This window comes from Bacillus cereus group sp. N6, assembly GCF_016483705.1.
GTDB lineage: Bacteria > Bacillota > Bacilli > Bacillales > Bacillaceae_G > Bacillus_A > Bacillus_A wiedmannii.
In genome coordinates this window covers 21,396-37,989 of the sequence record NZ_JAEHBI010000037.1, presented here as the reverse complement: position 1 = coordinate 37,989, position 16,594 = coordinate 21,396, and the positions used below count along the sequence as shown (strand labels likewise).

Sequence of the window (16,594 nt, the reverse complement as noted above, 5' to 3'; positions counted from 1 at the left end):
AGAGGTGGCCATATGGCAGACCATTATTTTTCTAACGACCCTTCTAGTAAAAGTGATCGTAAACGATGGGAATTTACACTTCGTGGATCTCAATTTACTTTCTTATCTGACCGTGGGGTGTTCTCGAAAAACGAAGTGGACTTTGGTTCTCGTCTTTTAATTGAAGCGTTTCAAGTGCCAGATATTAAAGGTGATATATTAGACGTAGGTTGTGGATATGGACCAATTGGTTTATCGTTGGCGAAAGAGTTTCAAGACCGTAAAGTTCACATGGTGGATGTGAATGAAAGGGCGCTTGAGCTTGCGAAAGAAAATGCCGCTAACAATAGAATTGGAAATGTACGCATTTTTCAAAGTAGCGTCTATGAAAATGTAGATGGTATGTATGCTGCTATTCTATCTAATCCTCCAATTCGTGCAGGTAAAGATATCGTGCATGAGATTTTAGAAAAGGCTGTAGAGTATTTAGTTCCAGGTGGAGAGTTGTGGATTGTTATTCAAAAGAAGCAAGGTGCACCATCTGCACTGAAGAAACTAGAGGAAGTATTTTCTGAAGTCGAAGTTGTAGAAAAGAAAAAAGGATATTATATCATAAAATCAAAAAAACGTTGACGGTTATTTTTGGCTATGTTAACATTATACAATGCCAATATATGATTTTCTGCGTTGAGAAAGATGTATATTTTTGTTTCTCTTGGAAAAGATAGTAAAATCAGCAGATTATGAAACAGAATGATGGTTTTCTTATAGAAGCCATTTTTCTTTTTTGAGCAGGTAGAAAGACTCAACGTATTTATCTTTAAGAGAAAAAACTACGCTAATAGCAGTAGTTGTATTTATTTGTGATTTTGCACAATTTTTTTTGTGCATTTATAATACTCATGATTTGAGGGGTGAAGCAGTTGACAGGTCAACTAGTTCAATACGGACGCCACCGCCAACGAAGAAGTTATGCCCGTATTAGTGAAGTATTAGAGTTACCAAATCTTATCGAAATTCAAACCTCTTCTTATCAGTGGTTTCTTGATGAGGGTTTGCGAGAAATGTTCCAGGACATTTCTCCGATCGAAGACTTTACGGGAAATCTATCGCTTGAATTTATCGACTACAGCTTAGGTGAACCTAAATACTCTGTAGACGAATGCAAAGAGCGTGATGTGACGTATGCAGCACCACTTCGTGTAAAAGTGCGTCTAATCAACAAGGAAACTGGTGAAGTAAAAGAACAAGATGTGTTCATGGGAGATTTCCCACTCATGACAGAGACTGGAACATTCGTAATTAACGGTGCAGAACGTGTTATCGTTTCCCAGTTAGTTCGCTCTCCAAGCGTATACTATAGTGGCAAAGTGGATAAAAACGGAAAACGTGGTTTTACTGCTACTGTAATTCCAAACCGCGGAGCTTGGTTAGAGTATGAGACAGATGCTAAGGATGTTGTATATGTGCGTATTGACCGTACGCGTAAACTTCCTGTAACTGTTTTGTTACGCGCATTAGGGTTTGGCTCTGATCAAGAAATCACCGAGCTTTTAGGTGATAACGAATACTTAAGCAACACATTAGAAAAAGACAACACAGATAGCACAGAAAAAGCATTGCTTGAAATTTATGAGCGTCTACGTCCTGGTGAACCACCAACAGTAGAAAATGCTAAGAGCTTACTTGTGTCTCGTTTCTTCGATCCAAAGCGCTACGATTTAGCAAATGTAGGTCGCTATAAGATCAACAAGAAGTTACACATTAAAAACAGATTGTTTAATCAACGTTTAGCTGAAACGTTAGTGGATCCAGAAACTGGTGAAATTTTAGCGGCGGAAGGAACAATCTTAGATCGTCGTACACTTGATCGCATTTTACCTTACTTAGAGAAAAACATTGGATTCAAAACAGCGAAACCAATGGGTGGAGTGGTAGAAGGCGATGTTGAGCTGCAATCTATTAAGATTTATGCTCCTGAGTCAGAAGGCGAACGCGTAATTAATGTAATTGGTAATGCAAATATTACTCGTGATGTAAAACACATCACACCAGGTGATATCCTTGCTTCTATCAGTTACTTCTTCAACCTACTATACAAAGTGGGGGATACAGATGATATCGACCATTTAGGAAACCGTCGTCTGCGTTCTGTTGGAGAACTATTACAAAATCAATTCCGTATCGGTCTTTCTCGTATGGAACGTGTTGTTCGTGAGAGAATGTCGATTCAAGATACAAATGCAATTACACCACAAGCGTTAATTAACATTCGCCCGGTTATTGCATCTATTAAAGAGTTCTTCGGAAGTTCTCAGTTATCTCAGTTCATGGATCAAACAAACCCATTAGCAGAGTTAACTCACAAACGAAGACTATCTGCATTAGGACCCGGTGGTTTAACGCGTGAGCGCGCAGGCTTTGAAGTACGTGACGTTCACTACTCTCACTATGGTCGTATGTGTCCGATTGAAACGCCAGAGGGACCAAACATCGGTTTGATTAACTCATTATCATCGTTCGCGAAAGTAAATGAGTTTGGTTTCATTGAAACACCATACCGTCGTGTTGATCCAGAATCTGGTCTTGTAACAGGGCAGGTTGATTACTTAACAGCAGATGAAGAAGATAATTATGTTGTAGCCCAAGCGAATATGAAATTATCTGAAGAAGGAGAATTCCTTAGCGAAGATATCGTAGCTCGTTTCCGTGGTGAAAACATTGTCACAAATAAAGAACGCATCGACTACATGGATGTATCTCCAAAACAAGTAGTGTCGGCAGCGACAGCTTGTATTCCGTTCTTAGAAAACGATGACTCTAACCGCGCACTTATGGGAGCGAACATGCAACGTCAGGCGGTTCCGTTAATGAATCCGGAATCTCCGATTGTAGGTACAGGTATGGAGTACGTATCAGCAAAAGACTCAGGTGCTGCAGTAATCTGTAAACATCCTGGTGTTGTTGAACGCGTAGAAGCACGTGAAGTTTGGGTACGTCGCTATGTAGAAGTTGACGGTCAAACAGTAAAAGGCGACTTAGATCGTTACAAAATGCAAAAATTCATTCGTTCTAACCAAGGAACTTGCTACAACCAACGTCCAATCGTAAGTGTTGGAAATGAAGTTGTAAAAGGTGAGATTCTTGCGGATGGTCCTTCTATGGAATTAGGTGAACTAGCACTTGGACGTAACGTGCTTGTTGGCTTCATGACTTGGGACGGTTATAACTACGAGGATGCGATCATTATGAGTGAGCGCCTTGTAAAAGATGATGTGTACACTTCTATTCATATTGAAGAATATGAGTCAGAAGCTCGTGATACGAAGCTTGGACCAGAAGAAATTACACGTGACATTCCAAACGTTGGGGAAGATGCATTACGCAACCTTGACGAGCGCGGTATCATTCGCGTTGGTGCGGAAGTAAAAGATGGAGATTTACTTGTTGGTAAAGTAACACCTAAAGGTGTAACAGAATTAACAGCTGAAGAACGTCTATTACATGCTATCTTTGGAGAAAAAGCACGTGAAGTACGTGATACATCACTACGTGTACCACACGGTGGTGGCGGTATTATCTTAGACGTAAAAGTATTCAACCGTGAAGATGGCGATGAATTGCCACCAGGCGTGAATCAACTTGTACGTGCATATATCGTTCAAAAACGTAAAATCTCTGAAGGTGACAAGATGGCCGGACGTCACGGTAACAAAGGTGTTATCTCTCGTATTTTACCAGAAGAAGATATGCCTTACTTACCAGACGGTACGCCAATCGATATCATGTTAAACCCATTAGGGGTACCATCTCGTATGAATATCGGTCAGGTATTAGAGCTTCATCTTGGTATGGCAGCAAGATACCTTGGTATTCACATTGCAACACCAGTATTCGATGGTGCTCGTGAGGAAGATGTTTGGGGCACGATTGAAGAAGCTGGTATGGCAAATGACGCGAAAACAATCCTGTATGACGGACGTACTGGTGAACCATTCGATAACCGCGTATCTGTTGGTGTCATGTATATGATCAAACTTGCGCACATGGTTGACGATAAACTTCATGCTCGTTCTACTGGACCATACTCACTTGTAACGCAGCAGCCTCTTGGAGGTAAAGCTCAGTTCGGTGGACAGCGTTTCGGTGAGATGGAGGTTTGGGCACTTGAAGCTTACGGTGCTGCTTATACTCTTCAAGAAATCTTAACAGTGAAGTCTGATGATGTTGTTGGACGTGTTAAGACGTATGAAGCAATTGTTAAAGGCGAAAATGTTCCAGAACCAGGCGTTCCTGAATCATTCAAAGTATTGATTAAAGAGCTGCAAAGTTTAGGTATGGACGTTAAAATGATGTCTAGCGACGATAAAGAAATTGAAATGCGTGATACAGAAGATGACGATGATCATCAATCAGCAGATAAATTGAATGTCGAAGTTGAGACAACTAAAGAATAATTGGGATAACCTGTAGACTAAAAGGGAGGTAGGCCCCTTGATAGATGTAAATAACTTTGAATATATGAAGATTGGACTTGCTTCACCTGACAAGATTCGTTCTTGGTCATACGGTGAAGTTAAGAAACCAGAAACAATTAACTATCGTACGTTAAAGCCTGAAAAAGATGGCTTGTTCTGTGAGCGTATTTTCGGACCACAAAAGGACTGGGAATGTCATTGCGGAAAATACAAACGTGTACGTTATAAAGGTGTAGTTTGTGATCGATGTGGCGTTGAAGTAACGCGTGCAAAAGTTCGTCGTGAACGTATGGGTCATATCGAATTAGCTGCTCCTGTATCTCATATTTGGTATTTCAAAGGTATCCCGAGCCGCATGGGACTTGTCTTAGACATGTCCCCTCGCGCGCTTGAAGAAGTAATTTATTTCGCTTCTTATGTTGTAACAGAAAGTGGAGATACACCACTTGATAAGAAGCAATTACTTTCTGAAAAAGAATACCGTGCATATCGTGATCGATATGGTAGCACATTCCAAGCTGCTATGGGTGCGGAAGCGATTAAAAAGCTACTACAAGACATCGATTTAGATAAAGAAGTAGACTTCTTAAAAGAAGAATTAAAAACAGCGCAAGGACAACGCCGTACTCGTGCTATTAAACGTCTAGAAGTATTAGAAGCATTCCGTAACTCTGGAAATCACCCATCTTGGATGATCCTAGATGTTCTTCCAGTTATCCCGCCAGAACTACGCCCAATGGTACAGTTGGATGGTGGACGTTTTGCTACTTCTGACTTAAACGACTTATACCGTCGTGTAATTAACCGTAATAATCGTTTAAAACGTCTATTGGACTTAGGTGCACCAAGCATCATCGTTCAAAACGAAAAACGTATGTTACAAGAAGCTGTAGACGCATTAATCGATAATGGTCGCCGCGGCCGTCCAGTTACTGGACCAGGTAACCGTCCATTAAAATCACTATCTCACATGCTTAAAGGTAAACAAGGACGTTTCCGTCAAAACTTATTAGGTAAACGCGTTGACTACTCTGGCCGTTCTGTAATCGTTGTAGGACCGAACTTAAAGATGTACCAATGTGGATTACCGAAAGAAATGGCGCTTGAATTGTTTAAGCCTTTCGTTATGAAAGAGTTAGTTGGAAAAGGTTTAGCACACAACATTAAGAGTGCTAAACGTAAAATTGAGCGTGTACAACCTGAAGTTTGGGACGTTTTAGAATCTGTGATCAAAGAGCATCCAGTACTTCTAAACCGCGCACCAACACTTCACCGTCTTGGTATCCAGGCGTTTGAACCTACATTAGTAGAAGGTCGCGCAATTCGTCTTCACCCACTTGTATGTACTGCATACAACGCGGACTTTGACGGTGACCAAATGGCAGTTCACGTACCGTTATCATCAGAGGCACAAGCAGAAGCTCGTATTCTTATGTTAGCGGCACAAAACATCTTGAATCCAAAAGACGGAAAACCAGTTGTTACTCCATCTCAGGATATGGTATTAGGTAACTACTACTTAACACTTGAGCGTGAAGGCGCAATCGGTGAAGGTATGGTCTTCAAAGATGCAAACGAAGCAATACTTGCATACCAAAATGGATATGTACATCTGCACACACGTGTTGCAGTTGCTGCAAGTTCGGTAAATAATGTAACGTTTACTGAAGAGCAAAAGAGTAAGCTTCTATTAACAACAGTTGGTAAATTAATATTTAACGAAATCTTACCAGAGTCGTTCCCTTATATTAATGAACCAACAAACTCAAACCTTGAAAAAGAAACACCAGCGGAATATTTCGTTGAAAAAGGTGCGAACATTAAAGAAATTATTGCTAGTCGCGAAGAAGTGGCGCCATTTAGCAAGAAGATCCTTGGTAACATCATTGCGGAAGTATTCAAACGTTTCCAAATTACGGAAACATCTCGCATGCTTGACCGCATGAAAAACTTAGGATTTAAGTACTCTACAAAAGCTGGTATTACAGTTGGGGTATCTGACATTCTTGTATTAGGCGAAAAAGATGAAATTCTCCATGAAGCACAAGCAAAAGTAGATAATGTAATTAAACAATTCCGTCGCGGTTTAATCACGGAAGAAGAACGTTACGATCGCGTTATCTCTATTTGGAGTAATGCAAAAGATGTTATCCAAGGAAAACTGATGAAATCCTTGAATAAACGCAACCCAATCTTCATGATGAGTGATTCAGGTGCCCGTGGTAACGCATCGAACTTTACTCAGCTTGCTGGTATGCGTGGTCTGATGGCCAATCCATCTGGTCGTATTATCGAACTTCCAATTAAATCAAGTTTCCGTGAAGGTTTAACAGTACTTGAGTACTTCATCTCTACGCATGGTGCGCGTAAAGGTCTTGCCGATACAGCACTTAAAACTGCCGATTCTGGTTACTTAACACGTCGTCTTGTAGACGTTGCACAAGATGTAATTGTCCGTGAAGATGATTGTGGAACAGATCGTGGTCTATTAATTGGTGCGATTAAAGAGGGTAATGAAGTAATTGAGTCATTATATGATCGTCTTGTTGGACGTTTTGCAAGAAAAACTGTAAAACATCCTGAAACAGGTGAAGTATTAGTTAGTGAAAACCAACTAATTACTGAAGATATCGCGCATATCGTTGAAAATTCGGGTGTTGAAACTGTAAACATTCGTTCAGCGTTCACGTGTAACACTCGCCACGGTGTATGTAAGAAGTGTTACGGTCGAAACTTAGCAACTGGTACAGACGTAGAAGTAGGAGAAGCGGTAGGTATTATCGCAGCTCAATCTATCGGTGAGCCAGGTACACAGTTAACGATGCGTACGTTCCATACAGGTGGGGTTGCCGGAGATGATATCACTCAAGGTTTACCTCGTATCCAAGAGATCTTCGAAGCTCGTAACCCGAAAGGTCAGGCAGTTATCAGTGAAATCGATGGTGTTATCGCAGCGATTAACGATGTTAAAGATCGCCAAGAAGTAGTTGTACAGGGTGAAGTTGAAGCTCGTACGTATGCTATTCCTTACGGTGCACGTCTGAAAGTAACTCTAGGACAGCCAATTAGCCACGGTAAAGAGTTAACAGAAGGTTCTATTGATCCGAAAGAATTACTAAAAGTAACGGACATTACGGCGGTTCAAGAATACTTACTACGTGAAGTTCAAAAAGTATACCGTATGCAAGGGGTAGAAATTGGTGACAAACACGTAGAAGTAATGGTACGTCAAATGTTACGTAAAGTTCGTGTAAGTGATGCGGGTGAAACAGATGTATTACCAGGAACACTACTAGATATCCATCAGTTTACTGATGCGAATGCGAAGGTGTTACTGAAAGGTAAACAACCAGCAACGGCTAGACCTGTTCTACTTGGTATTACAAAAGCTTCACTTGAAACTGATTCATTCTTATCTGCAGCATCGTTCCAAGAAACGACACGTGTCTTAACTGATGCAGCGATTAAGGGTAAACGCGATGAGCTTCTAGGATTGAAAGAAAATGTTATTATCGGTAAACTTGTTCCTGCTGGAACAGGTATGAATCGTTATCGCAAAGTGGATCTTGTAAAAACAACACAAGGTGACATGAATGTAGAAAACGATGAAGTTTATGTGGAACAGTAAAATTTTCCGTCGTAAATTTTGTATAAAAACAGTTAATCCTAGTTGACATTGTATGAGTCAAAATGTTACTATAATCAAGGTTGCTCCTGAACGATGCTTTGGAGGATATTTATATGTCTTATCAAAAAGTGTCAAATGCTGAAAATGTAGTCGTTGGTCATAAACGCACATTGGAGGCAATCAAAAATGGTATAGTTAAAGAAGTTGTTATTGCGGAAGATGCTGATATGCGGTTAACCCATATGATCATTCGTACCGCCTTGCAACATAACATACCCATAACCAAAGTTGAATCAGTTCGTAAGCTTGGAAAAGTTTCGGGGATTCAAGTGGGAGCTTCAGCAATAGGAATAATAAGTTAAAACTGTTTTTGTGAGGAGAGAGCATTTGCTCTTCCTTGCAAAAACTTTGTTTTCAACTAATAATGAACCACCTGGATATGTGGTCATACAAACATGCGAAGGGAGGATAATCAAATGCCTACTATTAACCAATTAGTGAGAAATGGTCGTACTGATAAAGTATGGAAATCTAAATCACCTGCGTTAAACAAAGGGTTCAACTCTTTAAAGAAAAAATCAACTGATATCTCTGCACCTCAAAAACGTGGTGTATGTACTCGTGTTGGTACAATGACTCCAAAGAAACCTAACTCAGCGTTACGTAAATACGCTCGTGTACGTTTAACAAACGGTATCGAGGTTACAGCTTACATCCCAGGTATCGGTCATAACCTACAAGAGCATAGCGTAGTATTAATTCGCGGTGGTCGAGTAAAGGATTTACCAGGGGTACGTTACCACATCGTTCGTGGTGCGCTTGATACAGCTGGTGTTGACAAACGTATGCAAGGACGTTCTAAATATGGTACTAAGCGACCAAAACCTGCTAAAAAATAATAAACTTATAATGAAAGGAGGAACTCAATATGCCTCGTAAAGGACCTGTTGCGAAACGTGACGTGTTACCAGATCCAATGTACAAGTCTAAGCTAGTAACACGCCTTATCAACAAAATGATGGTTGACGGTAAAAAAGGTAAATCTCAAACAATTCTTTATAACGCTTTCGATATCGTTCGTGAACGTTCAGATAAAGACCCTATGGAAGTATTCGAGCAAGCTCTTAAGAACATCATGCCTGTTCTTGAAGTACGTGCTCGTCGTGTTGGTGGTGCTAACTACCAAGTTCCAGTTGAGGTTCGTCCAGAACGCCGTACAACTTTAGGTCTTCGCTGGTTAGTAAACTATGCTCGTCTTCGTGGTGAAAAAACTATGGAAGAGCGTCTAGCTTACGAAATCTTAGATGCAGCTAACAATGCTGGTGCATCTGTTAAGAAACGTGAAGACACTCATAAAATGGCAGAAGCTAACAAAGCATTTGCTCATTACCGTTGGTAGGATTCAACGTAAAATAAATGTAAGCATAAACCGCTTTATTTGTCGCTTATGGAAGTGTGGAGAGGGAGAATGCCTCTCCCTTTCGTTGGGCGCTCGTTTTACATAATGAGGGTACTGGACATACTGACATGTGTAACAATATAAAGTGGCTTTTTTGCTACTTAAAATAAAAAAAATCCAATCCATATATGGAAGGAGCAAGACACCAAATGACAAGAGAGTTCTCTTTAGAAAACACTCGTAATATTGGTATCATGGCTCACATCGATGCTGGTAAAACAACAGCAACTGAGCGTATTCTGTATTATACAGGACGTATTCATAAAATCGGTGAAACTCATGAAGGTGCATCTCAGATGGACTGGATGGAGCAAGAGCAAGAGCGTGGTATCACAATTACTTCTGCTGCAACTACAGCTCAATGGAAAGGTCACCGTGTAAACATCATTGACACTCCAGGACACGTAGACTTCACAGTAGAAGTAGAACGTTCTTTACGCGTACTTGATGGTGCGGTAGCAGTACTTGATGCACAATCTGGTGTAGAACCACAAACAGAAACTGTTTGGCGTCAGGCTACTACTTACGGTGTACCTCGTATCGTATTCGTTAACAAAATGGATAAGATTGGTGCGGATTTCTTATACTCTGTAGGAACAATCCACGATCGTTTACAAGCAAACGCACACCCAATTCAGTTACCAATCGGTGCTGAAGATGAGTTCAATGGTATCATTGACCTTGTTGAGGAATGTGCTTACATGTACGGTAACGATTTAGGAACAGACATCGAGCGTGTTGAAATTCCTGAAGAGCATAAAGAATTAGCTGCAGAATACCGTGGAAAACTTATTGAAGCGGTAGCTGAGCTTGATGAAGAAATGATGATGAAGTACCTAGAAGGTGAAGAAATCACTGTAGAAGAGCTTAAAGCTGGTATCCGTAAGGCTACAACTTCTGTAGAATTCTTCCCAGTAATCTGTGGTTCTGCATTCAAAAATAAAGGTGTTCAAATTCTGTTAGACGCAGTTATCGACTACCTACCATCTCCATTAGACGTACCAGCTATTAAAGGTACTCTTCCGGATACAGATGAAGAAATCGAACGTAAGTCTAGCGATGAAGAACCATTCGCAGCTTTAGCATTCAAAATCATGACTGACCCTTATGTTGGTAAGTTAACGTTCTTCCGTGTGTATTCTGGTGTGTTAAACTCTGGATCATACGTGAAAAACTCAACTAAAGGTAAGCGTGAGCGTGTAGGTCGTATCCTACAAATGCACGCTAACAGCCGTGAAGAGATTTCAACAGTTTACGCTGGTGATATCGCTGCTGCTGTAGGTTTAAAAGATACTACTACTGGTGATACTCTTTGTGATGAGAAGAGTCTTGTTATCCTTGAGTCTATGGAATTCCCAGAGCCAGTTATTTCTGTAGCTATCGAACCAAAATCTAAAGCTGACCAAGATAAAATGGGTACAGCATTATCTAAGCTTTCTGAAGAAGATCCAACATTCCGTGCTCATACTGACCAAGAAACTGGCCAAACAATCATCGCTGGTATGGGTGAACTTCACCTTGATATCATCGTTGACCGTATGCGCCGTGAATTCAAAGTGGAAGCAAACGTTGGTGCTCCTCAGGTAGCATACCGTGAGACTTTCCGCGCTGCTGCGAAAGTTGAAGGTAAGTTCGCTCGTCAATCTGGTGGTCGTGGACAATTCGGTCACGTTTGGATTGAGTTTGAACCTAATGAAGAAGGTAAAGGTTTTGAATTCCAAAACAAAATCGTCGGCGGTGTAGTTCCACGTGAATACATCCCAGCTGTTGGAGCGGGTCTTGAAGACTCACTTAAAAATGGTGTACTAGCTGGTTATCCACTAGTTGACATCAAAGCTGCGTTAGTTGACGGATCTTACCATGATGTCGATTCATCTGAGATGGCGTTCAAAATCGCTGCATCTATGGCACTTAAAGCTGCGGTTTCTAAATGTAGCCCAGTAATTCTTGAGCCAATGATGAAAGTTGAAGTTGTAATTCCTGAAGAGTACATGGGTGACATTATGGGCGACGTAACATCTCGTCGTGGACGTGTAGAAGGTATGGAAGCTCGCGGTAACGCACAAGTTGTTCGCGCTATGGTTCCACTTTCTGAAATGTTCGGTTATGCAACGGCATTACGTTCTAACACTCAAGGACGCGGAACATTCTCAATGACATTTGATCATTATGAAGAAGTACCGAAGTCTGTTTCTGAAGAAATTATTAAAAAAAATAAAGGTGAATAATTGATTTTTATCGATTGTTCAAGTATAACTACTTATGTAAGCTTAGAAAGTGGGACGTAAGTTTCACTTTCTAGTCTAAATATAAAATAACCTATATAAACTAAGGAGGAATTTAGAATGGCTAAAGCTAAATTCGAACGTTCTAAACCCCATGTTAACATCGGTACAATCGGCCACGTTGACCATGGTAAAACTACATTAACTGCTGCGATCACTACAGTTCTTGCAAAAGCTGGTGGTGCTGAAGCACGCGGATACGATCAAATCGACGCTGCTCCAGAAGAAAGAGAGCGCGGAATCACAATCTCAACTGCACACGTTGAGTACGAAACTGAAACTCGTCACTATGCACACGTTGACTGCCCAGGTCACGCTGACTATGTTAAAAACATGATCACTGGTGCTGCTCAAATGGACGGCGGTATCTTAGTAGTATCTGCTGCTGATGGCCCAATGCCTCAAACACGTGAGCACATCCTTCTTTCTCGTCAAGTAGGTGTTCCTTACATCGTTGTATTCTTAAACAAATGCGACATGGTAGACGACGAAGAATTATTAGAATTAGTAGAAATGGAAGTTCGCGACCTATTATCTGAATACGGATTCCCAGGCGACGATATTCCTGTAATCAAAGGTTCTGCTCTTAAAGCTCTTCAAGGAGAAGCTGATTGGGAAGCAAAAATCATTGAATTAATGACTGAAGTTGATGCTTACATCCCAACTCCAGAACGTGAAACTGACAAACCATTCTTAATGCCTATCGAGGATGTATTCTCTATCACAGGTCGTGGTACAGTTGCAACTGGTCGTGTAGAGCGCGGAATCGTTAAAGTTGGTGACGTAGTAGAAATCATCGGTCTTGCTGAAGAAAATGCTTCTACAACTGTAACTGGTGTAGAGATGTTCCGTAAACTTCTTGACCAAGCTCAAGCTGGAGACAACATCGGTGCTTTACTTCGTGGGGTTGCTCGTGAAGACATCCAACGTGGACAAGTTCTTGCTAAAACTGGCTCTGTAAAAGCTCACGCTAAATTCAAAGCTGAAGTTTTCGTATTATCTAAAGAAGAAGGTGGACGTCACACTCCATTCTTCGCTAACTACCGTCCTCAGTTCTACTTCCGTACAACTGACGTAACTGGTATCATCCAATTACCAGAAGGTACTGAAATGGTAATGCCTGGTGACAACATCGAAATGACTATCGAACTTATCGCTCCAATCGCTATCGAAGAGGGAACTAAATTCTCTATTCGTGAAGGTGGACGTACAGTAGGTTACGGTGTAGTTGCTACTATCGTTGAGTAATCTTAACTGATATAAAAAAACCAAGGGATTTTCCCTTGGTTTTTTGTTTGTATTTATATAAGGAATGAAATGATTTTTTTATGTTTTGACGAGTTTCTTCTATAGTAATACAAAATCAATAAACTAAAATCCAGAAACTGTAAAACGGATTCTGTGAGATGAAAACTTGAAATTCTTTAAAGTGCCATGTATAATAGCAAAAGTAGAGAAAAGCAGATGCAAACAAAAAGATGCTTGCATCTAGACGAATAACATTGTATAATAGACAATGTTGGTCTTTGACTGCGATGAAGTGGAAGGTTGCTGACACACCCGGCCGCTTTGCCATGGCATGGTGTGGGGAAATTTCCATGGAGAAGGTCTATTTTAGAAATAGGCGAACGAAGGAGGGAAAATAATGGCAAAAGAAAAAATTCGTATCCGTTTAAAAGCTTATGATCACCGTATTCTTGATCAATCAGCTGAGAAAATTGTAGAAACAGCTAAGCGTTCTGGGGCAACAGTTTCTGGTCCGATCCCATTACCAACTGAGAAGACTATTTACACAATTCTTCGTGCTGTTCATAAGTACAAAGATTCTCGTGAGCAATTCGAAATGCGCACACACAAACGTTTAATCGATATCGTGAGTCCTACTCCACAAACAGTAGATTCATTAATGCGTTTAGACTTACCGTCTGGTGTAGATATCGAAATCAAACTATAATTCATATAACTTAAAAATGTAGGAGGTGTAACTCATGACCAAAGGAATCTTAGGAAGAAAGATCGGTATGACTCAAGTATTTGCTGAGAACGGTGAGTTAATCCCAGTAACAGTTATCGCTGCTAATCCAAACGTTGTTCTTCAAAAGAAAACAACTGAAACTGATGGCTACAATGCAATCCAGTTAGGATTTGAAGATAAACGTGAAAAGTTAACTAACAAACCTGAACAAGGCCACACTGCTAAAGCATCTACAACTCCTAAGCGCTTCATTCGCGAAATCCGCGATGCAGACGTGGACGGATTAGAGGTTGGTCAAGAGGTAAAAGTTGAAGTTTTCGCTGCAGGTGAAATCGTTGACGTAACAGGAATTTCTAAAGGTAAAGGTTTCCAAGGTGTTATCAAACGCCACGGACAATCTCGCGGACCTATGTCTCATGGTTCTCGCTATCACCGTCGTCCAGGTTCAATGGGCCCAGTTGCTCCGAACCGTGTATTCAAAGGCAAAAAACTTGCTGGACGTATGGGTGGAGACCAAGTTACTATCCAAAACTTAGAAATCGTTCAAGTTGACACTGAGCGCAACTTATTACTAGTAAAAGGTAACGTTCCAGGTGCTAAGAAATCTCTTGTAGTTGTTCAAGGCGCTGTGAAGGTTAGCAAATAATTCACAATAGGAAGGAGGAATTCCAATGCCAAAAGTTACTGTATATAACCAAACTGGTTCACAGGTTGGTGAAATCGAATTAGCTGAAGCTATTTTCGGTATCGAACCAAATGAAGCTGTACTTTTCGAAGCTGTAATGATGCAACGTGCATCTTTACGTCAAGGTACACACAAAGTAAAAACTCGTTCTGAAGTTCGTGGTGGTGGTCGTAAACCATGGCGTCAAAAAGGAACTGGACGTGCTCGTCAAGGGTCTATCCGCTCTCCTCAATGGCGTGGTGGTGGTACGGTATTCGGACCTACACCAAGAAGCTATGCGTACAAACTTCCTAAGAAGGTTCGTCGTTTAGCAATCAAATCTGCATTAGCTACTAAAGTAGTTGAGAACAACATTGTAGTTCTTGAAGACCTAGTGTTAAATGCACCAAAAACAAAAGACATGCTAGCAGTACTTAAAGGATTAACTGTTGAGAAGAAAGCTCTTATCGTAACTGCTGATGCAAACGAATCTGTAGAGTTATCTGCTCGCAATATCCCTGGAGTAACAGTAATCACTGCTGATGGCGTAAACGTTTTAGACGTGCTTCATCATGATAAGCTAATCATGACAAAAGCGGCAGTGGAAAAAGTAGAGGAGGTGCTTGCATAATGAGAGATCCTCGTGATATCATTAAGCGCCCAGTTATCACTGAACGTTCTATGGAAATGATGGCTGAAAAAAAATACACGTTCGATGTGGACGTTAAATCTAATAAAACAGAAGTTAAAGATGCTCTTGAAGCGATCTTTGGTGTTAAAGTAGAAAAAGTGAACATCATGAACTACAAGCCGAAAGCAAAACGCGTTGGTCGTCACGCTGGTTTTACTAGCCGTCGTCGTAAAGCAATCGTTAAGCTAACTGCTGACAGCAAAGAAATCGAAATCTTCCAAGGTGTTTAATTCTTACTAAAGAAGGAGGGAAATTGAGATGGGAATTAAAAAGTATAATCCAACTACTAACGGTCGTCGTAATATGACTACGAATGATTTCGCTGAAATCACGACTGACAGACCAGAAAAGTCATTGCTTGCTCCTTTAAGCAAGAAGGCTGGTCGTAATAACCAAGGTAAAATTACTGTACGTCATCAAGGTGGCGGACATAAGCGTCAATACCGTATCATCGACTTTAAGCGTAACAAAGATGGAATTCCAGGACGCGTTGCTACGATCGAATACGATCCAAACCGCTCTGCGAATATCGCATTAATTAACTACGTTGACGGTGAAAAACGTTACATTCTTGCTCCTAAATCTTTAGAAGTAGGTATGGAAGTTATGTCTGGCCCAGAAGCTGACATCAAAATCGGTAACGCATTACCATTAATCAACATTCCAGTAGGTACTGTTGTTCATAATATCGAGCTTAAGCCTGGTCGTGGCGGACAATTAGTTCGTTCTGCTGGTACTTCTGCTCAAGTACTTGGTAAAGAAGGTAAATACGTACTTGTACGTTTAACTTCTGGTGAAGTACGTCTTGTATTATCTGCTTGTCGCGCTTCAATCGGTCAAGTAGGTAACGAACAGCATGAACTTATCAAAATCGGTAAAGCAGGTCGCTCTCGCTGGTTAGGTAAACGCCCAACAGTTCGTGGTTCTGTAATGAACCCGGTTGATCACCCACACGGTGGTGGTGAAGGACGTTCTCCAATCGGACGTAAGTCTCCAATGTCTCCATGGGGTAAACCAACTCTTGGATTCAAGACTCGTAAGAAAAACAAAGCGTCTGACAAATTCATCGTTCGTCGTCGTAAAAAATAATGGGATTGTAGTACGGTTCATTTCTAGAACCGTACGCCAATCACGAAGGGAGGCACCAAAATGGCTCGTAGCTTAAAAAAAGGACCATTTGTCGATGATCACTTAATGAGCAAAATGGAAAAATTAGTTGCATCTGAGCAAAAACAAGTTGTTAAAACTTGGTCTCGCCGTTCAACAATCTTCCCTCAGTTCATCGGACACACAATCGCTGTATATGATGGTCGTAAACACGTACCTGTGTACATCACTGAGGATATGGTTGGCCATAAGTTAGGTGAATTCGCACCAACGCGTACGTATAAAGGTCACCTTGCTGACGATAAGAAAACTAGAAGATAATGAGAGG

14 protein-coding genes are annotated in these 16,594 nt (G+C 40.9%); all 14 read left to right on the top strand.

Annotated features, from left to right (window positions below; genetic code table 11):
• Positions 1–12 precede the first annotated feature (12 nt).
• Positions 13–612, top strand: coding sequence for a class I SAM-dependent methyltransferase (locus tag JDS99_RS22065; protein ID WP_048543031.1), 600 nt, complete (start codon positions 13–15; stop codon positions 610–612).
• Between the two features lie 290 nt (positions 613–902).
• Entirely contained in the window at positions 903–4,436 is a 3,534-nt protein-coding gene (gene rpoB, locus JDS99_RS22060; protein ID WP_000147550.1) for a DNA-directed RNA polymerase subunit beta, read from the top strand.
• Positions 4,437–4,473: 37 nt separating this feature from the next.
• Entirely contained in the window at positions 4,474–8,085 is a 3,612-nt protein-coding gene (rpoC, locus tag JDS99_RS22055) for a DNA-directed RNA polymerase subunit beta' (protein WP_000567950.1), read from the top strand.
• 113 nt (positions 8,086–8,198) lie between these two features.
• The gene (locus JDS99_RS22050) at positions 8,199–8,447 is read left to right on the top strand and encodes a 50S ribosomal protein L7ae-like protein (RefSeq protein ID WP_000121828.1); all 249 of its coding nucleotides are present in this window, start codon (positions 8,199–8,201) and stop codon (positions 8,445–8,447) included.
• 114 nt (positions 8,448–8,561) lie between these two features.
• Positions 8,562–8,984: a 30S ribosomal protein S12 gene (rpsL, locus tag JDS99_RS22045; RefSeq protein ID WP_001142341.1), complete on the top strand. Its 423-nt coding sequence runs from the start codon at positions 8,562–8,564 to the stop codon at positions 8,982–8,984.
• A 29-nt stretch (positions 8,985–9,013) separates the two neighbouring features.
• A complete protein-coding gene (gene rpsG, locus JDS99_RS22040; RefSeq protein WP_001137489.1) occupies positions 9,014–9,484 on the top strand; it encodes a 30S ribosomal protein S7 in 471 nt (156 codons plus the stop codon).
• Between the two features lie 209 nt (positions 9,485–9,693).
• On the top strand, positions 9,694–11,772 hold the full coding sequence (fusA, locus tag JDS99_RS22035; RefSeq protein ID WP_000196381.1) for an elongation factor G: 2,079 nt from the start codon (positions 9,694–9,696) through the stop codon (positions 11,770–11,772).
• 117 nt (positions 11,773–11,889) lie between these two features.
• Positions 11,890–13,077, top strand: a complete 1,188-nt coding sequence (tuf, locus tag JDS99_RS22030) for an elongation factor Tu (protein ID WP_001029617.1) — start codon at positions 11,890–11,892, stop codon at positions 13,075–13,077.
• A gap of 397 nt (positions 13,078–13,474) precedes the next feature.
• Positions 13,475–13,783 (top strand): 30S ribosomal protein S10, encoded by a 309-nt coding sequence (gene rpsJ / locus JDS99_RS22025; protein ID WP_001040595.1) that lies wholly within the window; start codon positions 13,475–13,477, stop codon positions 13,781–13,783.
• 34 nt (positions 13,784–13,817) lie between these two features.
• The gene (gene rplC / locus JDS99_RS22020; protein WP_000160209.1) at positions 13,818–14,450 is read left to right on the top strand and encodes a 50S ribosomal protein L3; all 633 of its coding nucleotides are present in this window, start codon (positions 13,818–13,820) and stop codon (positions 14,448–14,450) included.
• Positions 14,451–14,475: 25 nt separating this feature from the next.
• Positions 14,476–15,099 (top strand): 50S ribosomal protein L4, encoded by a 624-nt coding sequence (rplD, locus tag JDS99_RS22015; protein WP_001127258.1) that lies wholly within the window; start codon positions 14,476–14,478, stop codon positions 15,097–15,099.
• Positions 15,099–15,389 (top strand): 50S ribosomal protein L23, encoded by a 291-nt coding sequence (gene rplW, locus JDS99_RS22010; RefSeq protein WP_001205558.1) that lies wholly within the window; start codon positions 15,099–15,101, stop codon positions 15,387–15,389. The genes rplD and rplW overlap by 1 nt, the downstream gene beginning before the upstream one ends.
• A gap of 28 nt (positions 15,390–15,417) precedes the next feature.
• The gene (rplB, locus tag JDS99_RS22005) at positions 15,418–16,248 is read left to right on the top strand and encodes a 50S ribosomal protein L2 (RefSeq protein ID WP_000511583.1); all 831 of its coding nucleotides are present in this window, start codon (positions 15,418–15,420) and stop codon (positions 16,246–16,248) included.
• A gap of 60 nt (positions 16,249–16,308) precedes the next feature.
• Positions 16,309–16,587: a 30S ribosomal protein S19 gene (gene rpsS, locus JDS99_RS22000; RefSeq protein WP_000124454.1), complete on the top strand. Its 279-nt coding sequence runs from the start codon at positions 16,309–16,311 to the stop codon at positions 16,585–16,587.
• Positions 16,588–16,594: the final 7 nt, after the last annotated feature.

Bases quoted from the DNA above. Each gene is read 5' to 3' on its own strand.
- fusA (WP_000196381.1), top strand. From the start codon at position 9,694: ATGACAAGAGAGTTCTCTTTAGAAAACACTCGTAATATTGGTATCATG.
- rplW (WP_001205558.1), top strand. From the start codon at position 15,099: ATGAGAGATCCTCGTGATATCATTAAGCGCCCAGTTATCACTGAACGT.
- JDS99_RS22065 (WP_048543031.1), top strand. From the start codon at position 13: ATGGCAGACCATTATTTTTCTAACGACCCTTCTAGTAAAAGTGATCGT.
- rplB (WP_000511583.1), top strand. From the start codon at position 15,418: ATGGGAATTAAAAAGTATAATCCAACTACTAACGGTCGTCGTAATATG.
- rplC (WP_000160209.1), top strand. From the start codon at position 13,818: ATGACCAAAGGAATCTTAGGAAGAAAGATCGGTATGACTCAAGTATTT.
- JDS99_RS22050 (WP_000121828.1), top strand. From the start codon at position 8,199: ATGTCTTATCAAAAAGTGTCAAATGCTGAAAATGTAGTCGTTGGTCAT.
- rpsL (WP_001142341.1), top strand. From the start codon at position 8,562: ATGCCTACTATTAACCAATTAGTGAGAAATGGTCGTACTGATAAAGTA.
- rpsS (WP_000124454.1), top strand. From the start codon at position 16,309: ATGGCTCGTAGCTTAAAAAAAGGACCATTTGTCGATGATCACTTAATG.
- rplD (WP_001127258.1), top strand. From the start codon at position 14,476: ATGCCAAAAGTTACTGTATATAACCAAACTGGTTCACAGGTTGGTGAA.
- rpsG (WP_001137489.1), top strand. From the start codon at position 9,014: ATGCCTCGTAAAGGACCTGTTGCGAAACGTGACGTGTTACCAGATCCA.
- rpsJ (WP_001040595.1), top strand. From the start codon at position 13,475: ATGGCAAAAGAAAAAATTCGTATCCGTTTAAAAGCTTATGATCACCGT.
- tuf (WP_001029617.1), top strand. From the start codon at position 11,890: ATGGCTAAAGCTAAATTCGAACGTTCTAAACCCCATGTTAACATCGGT.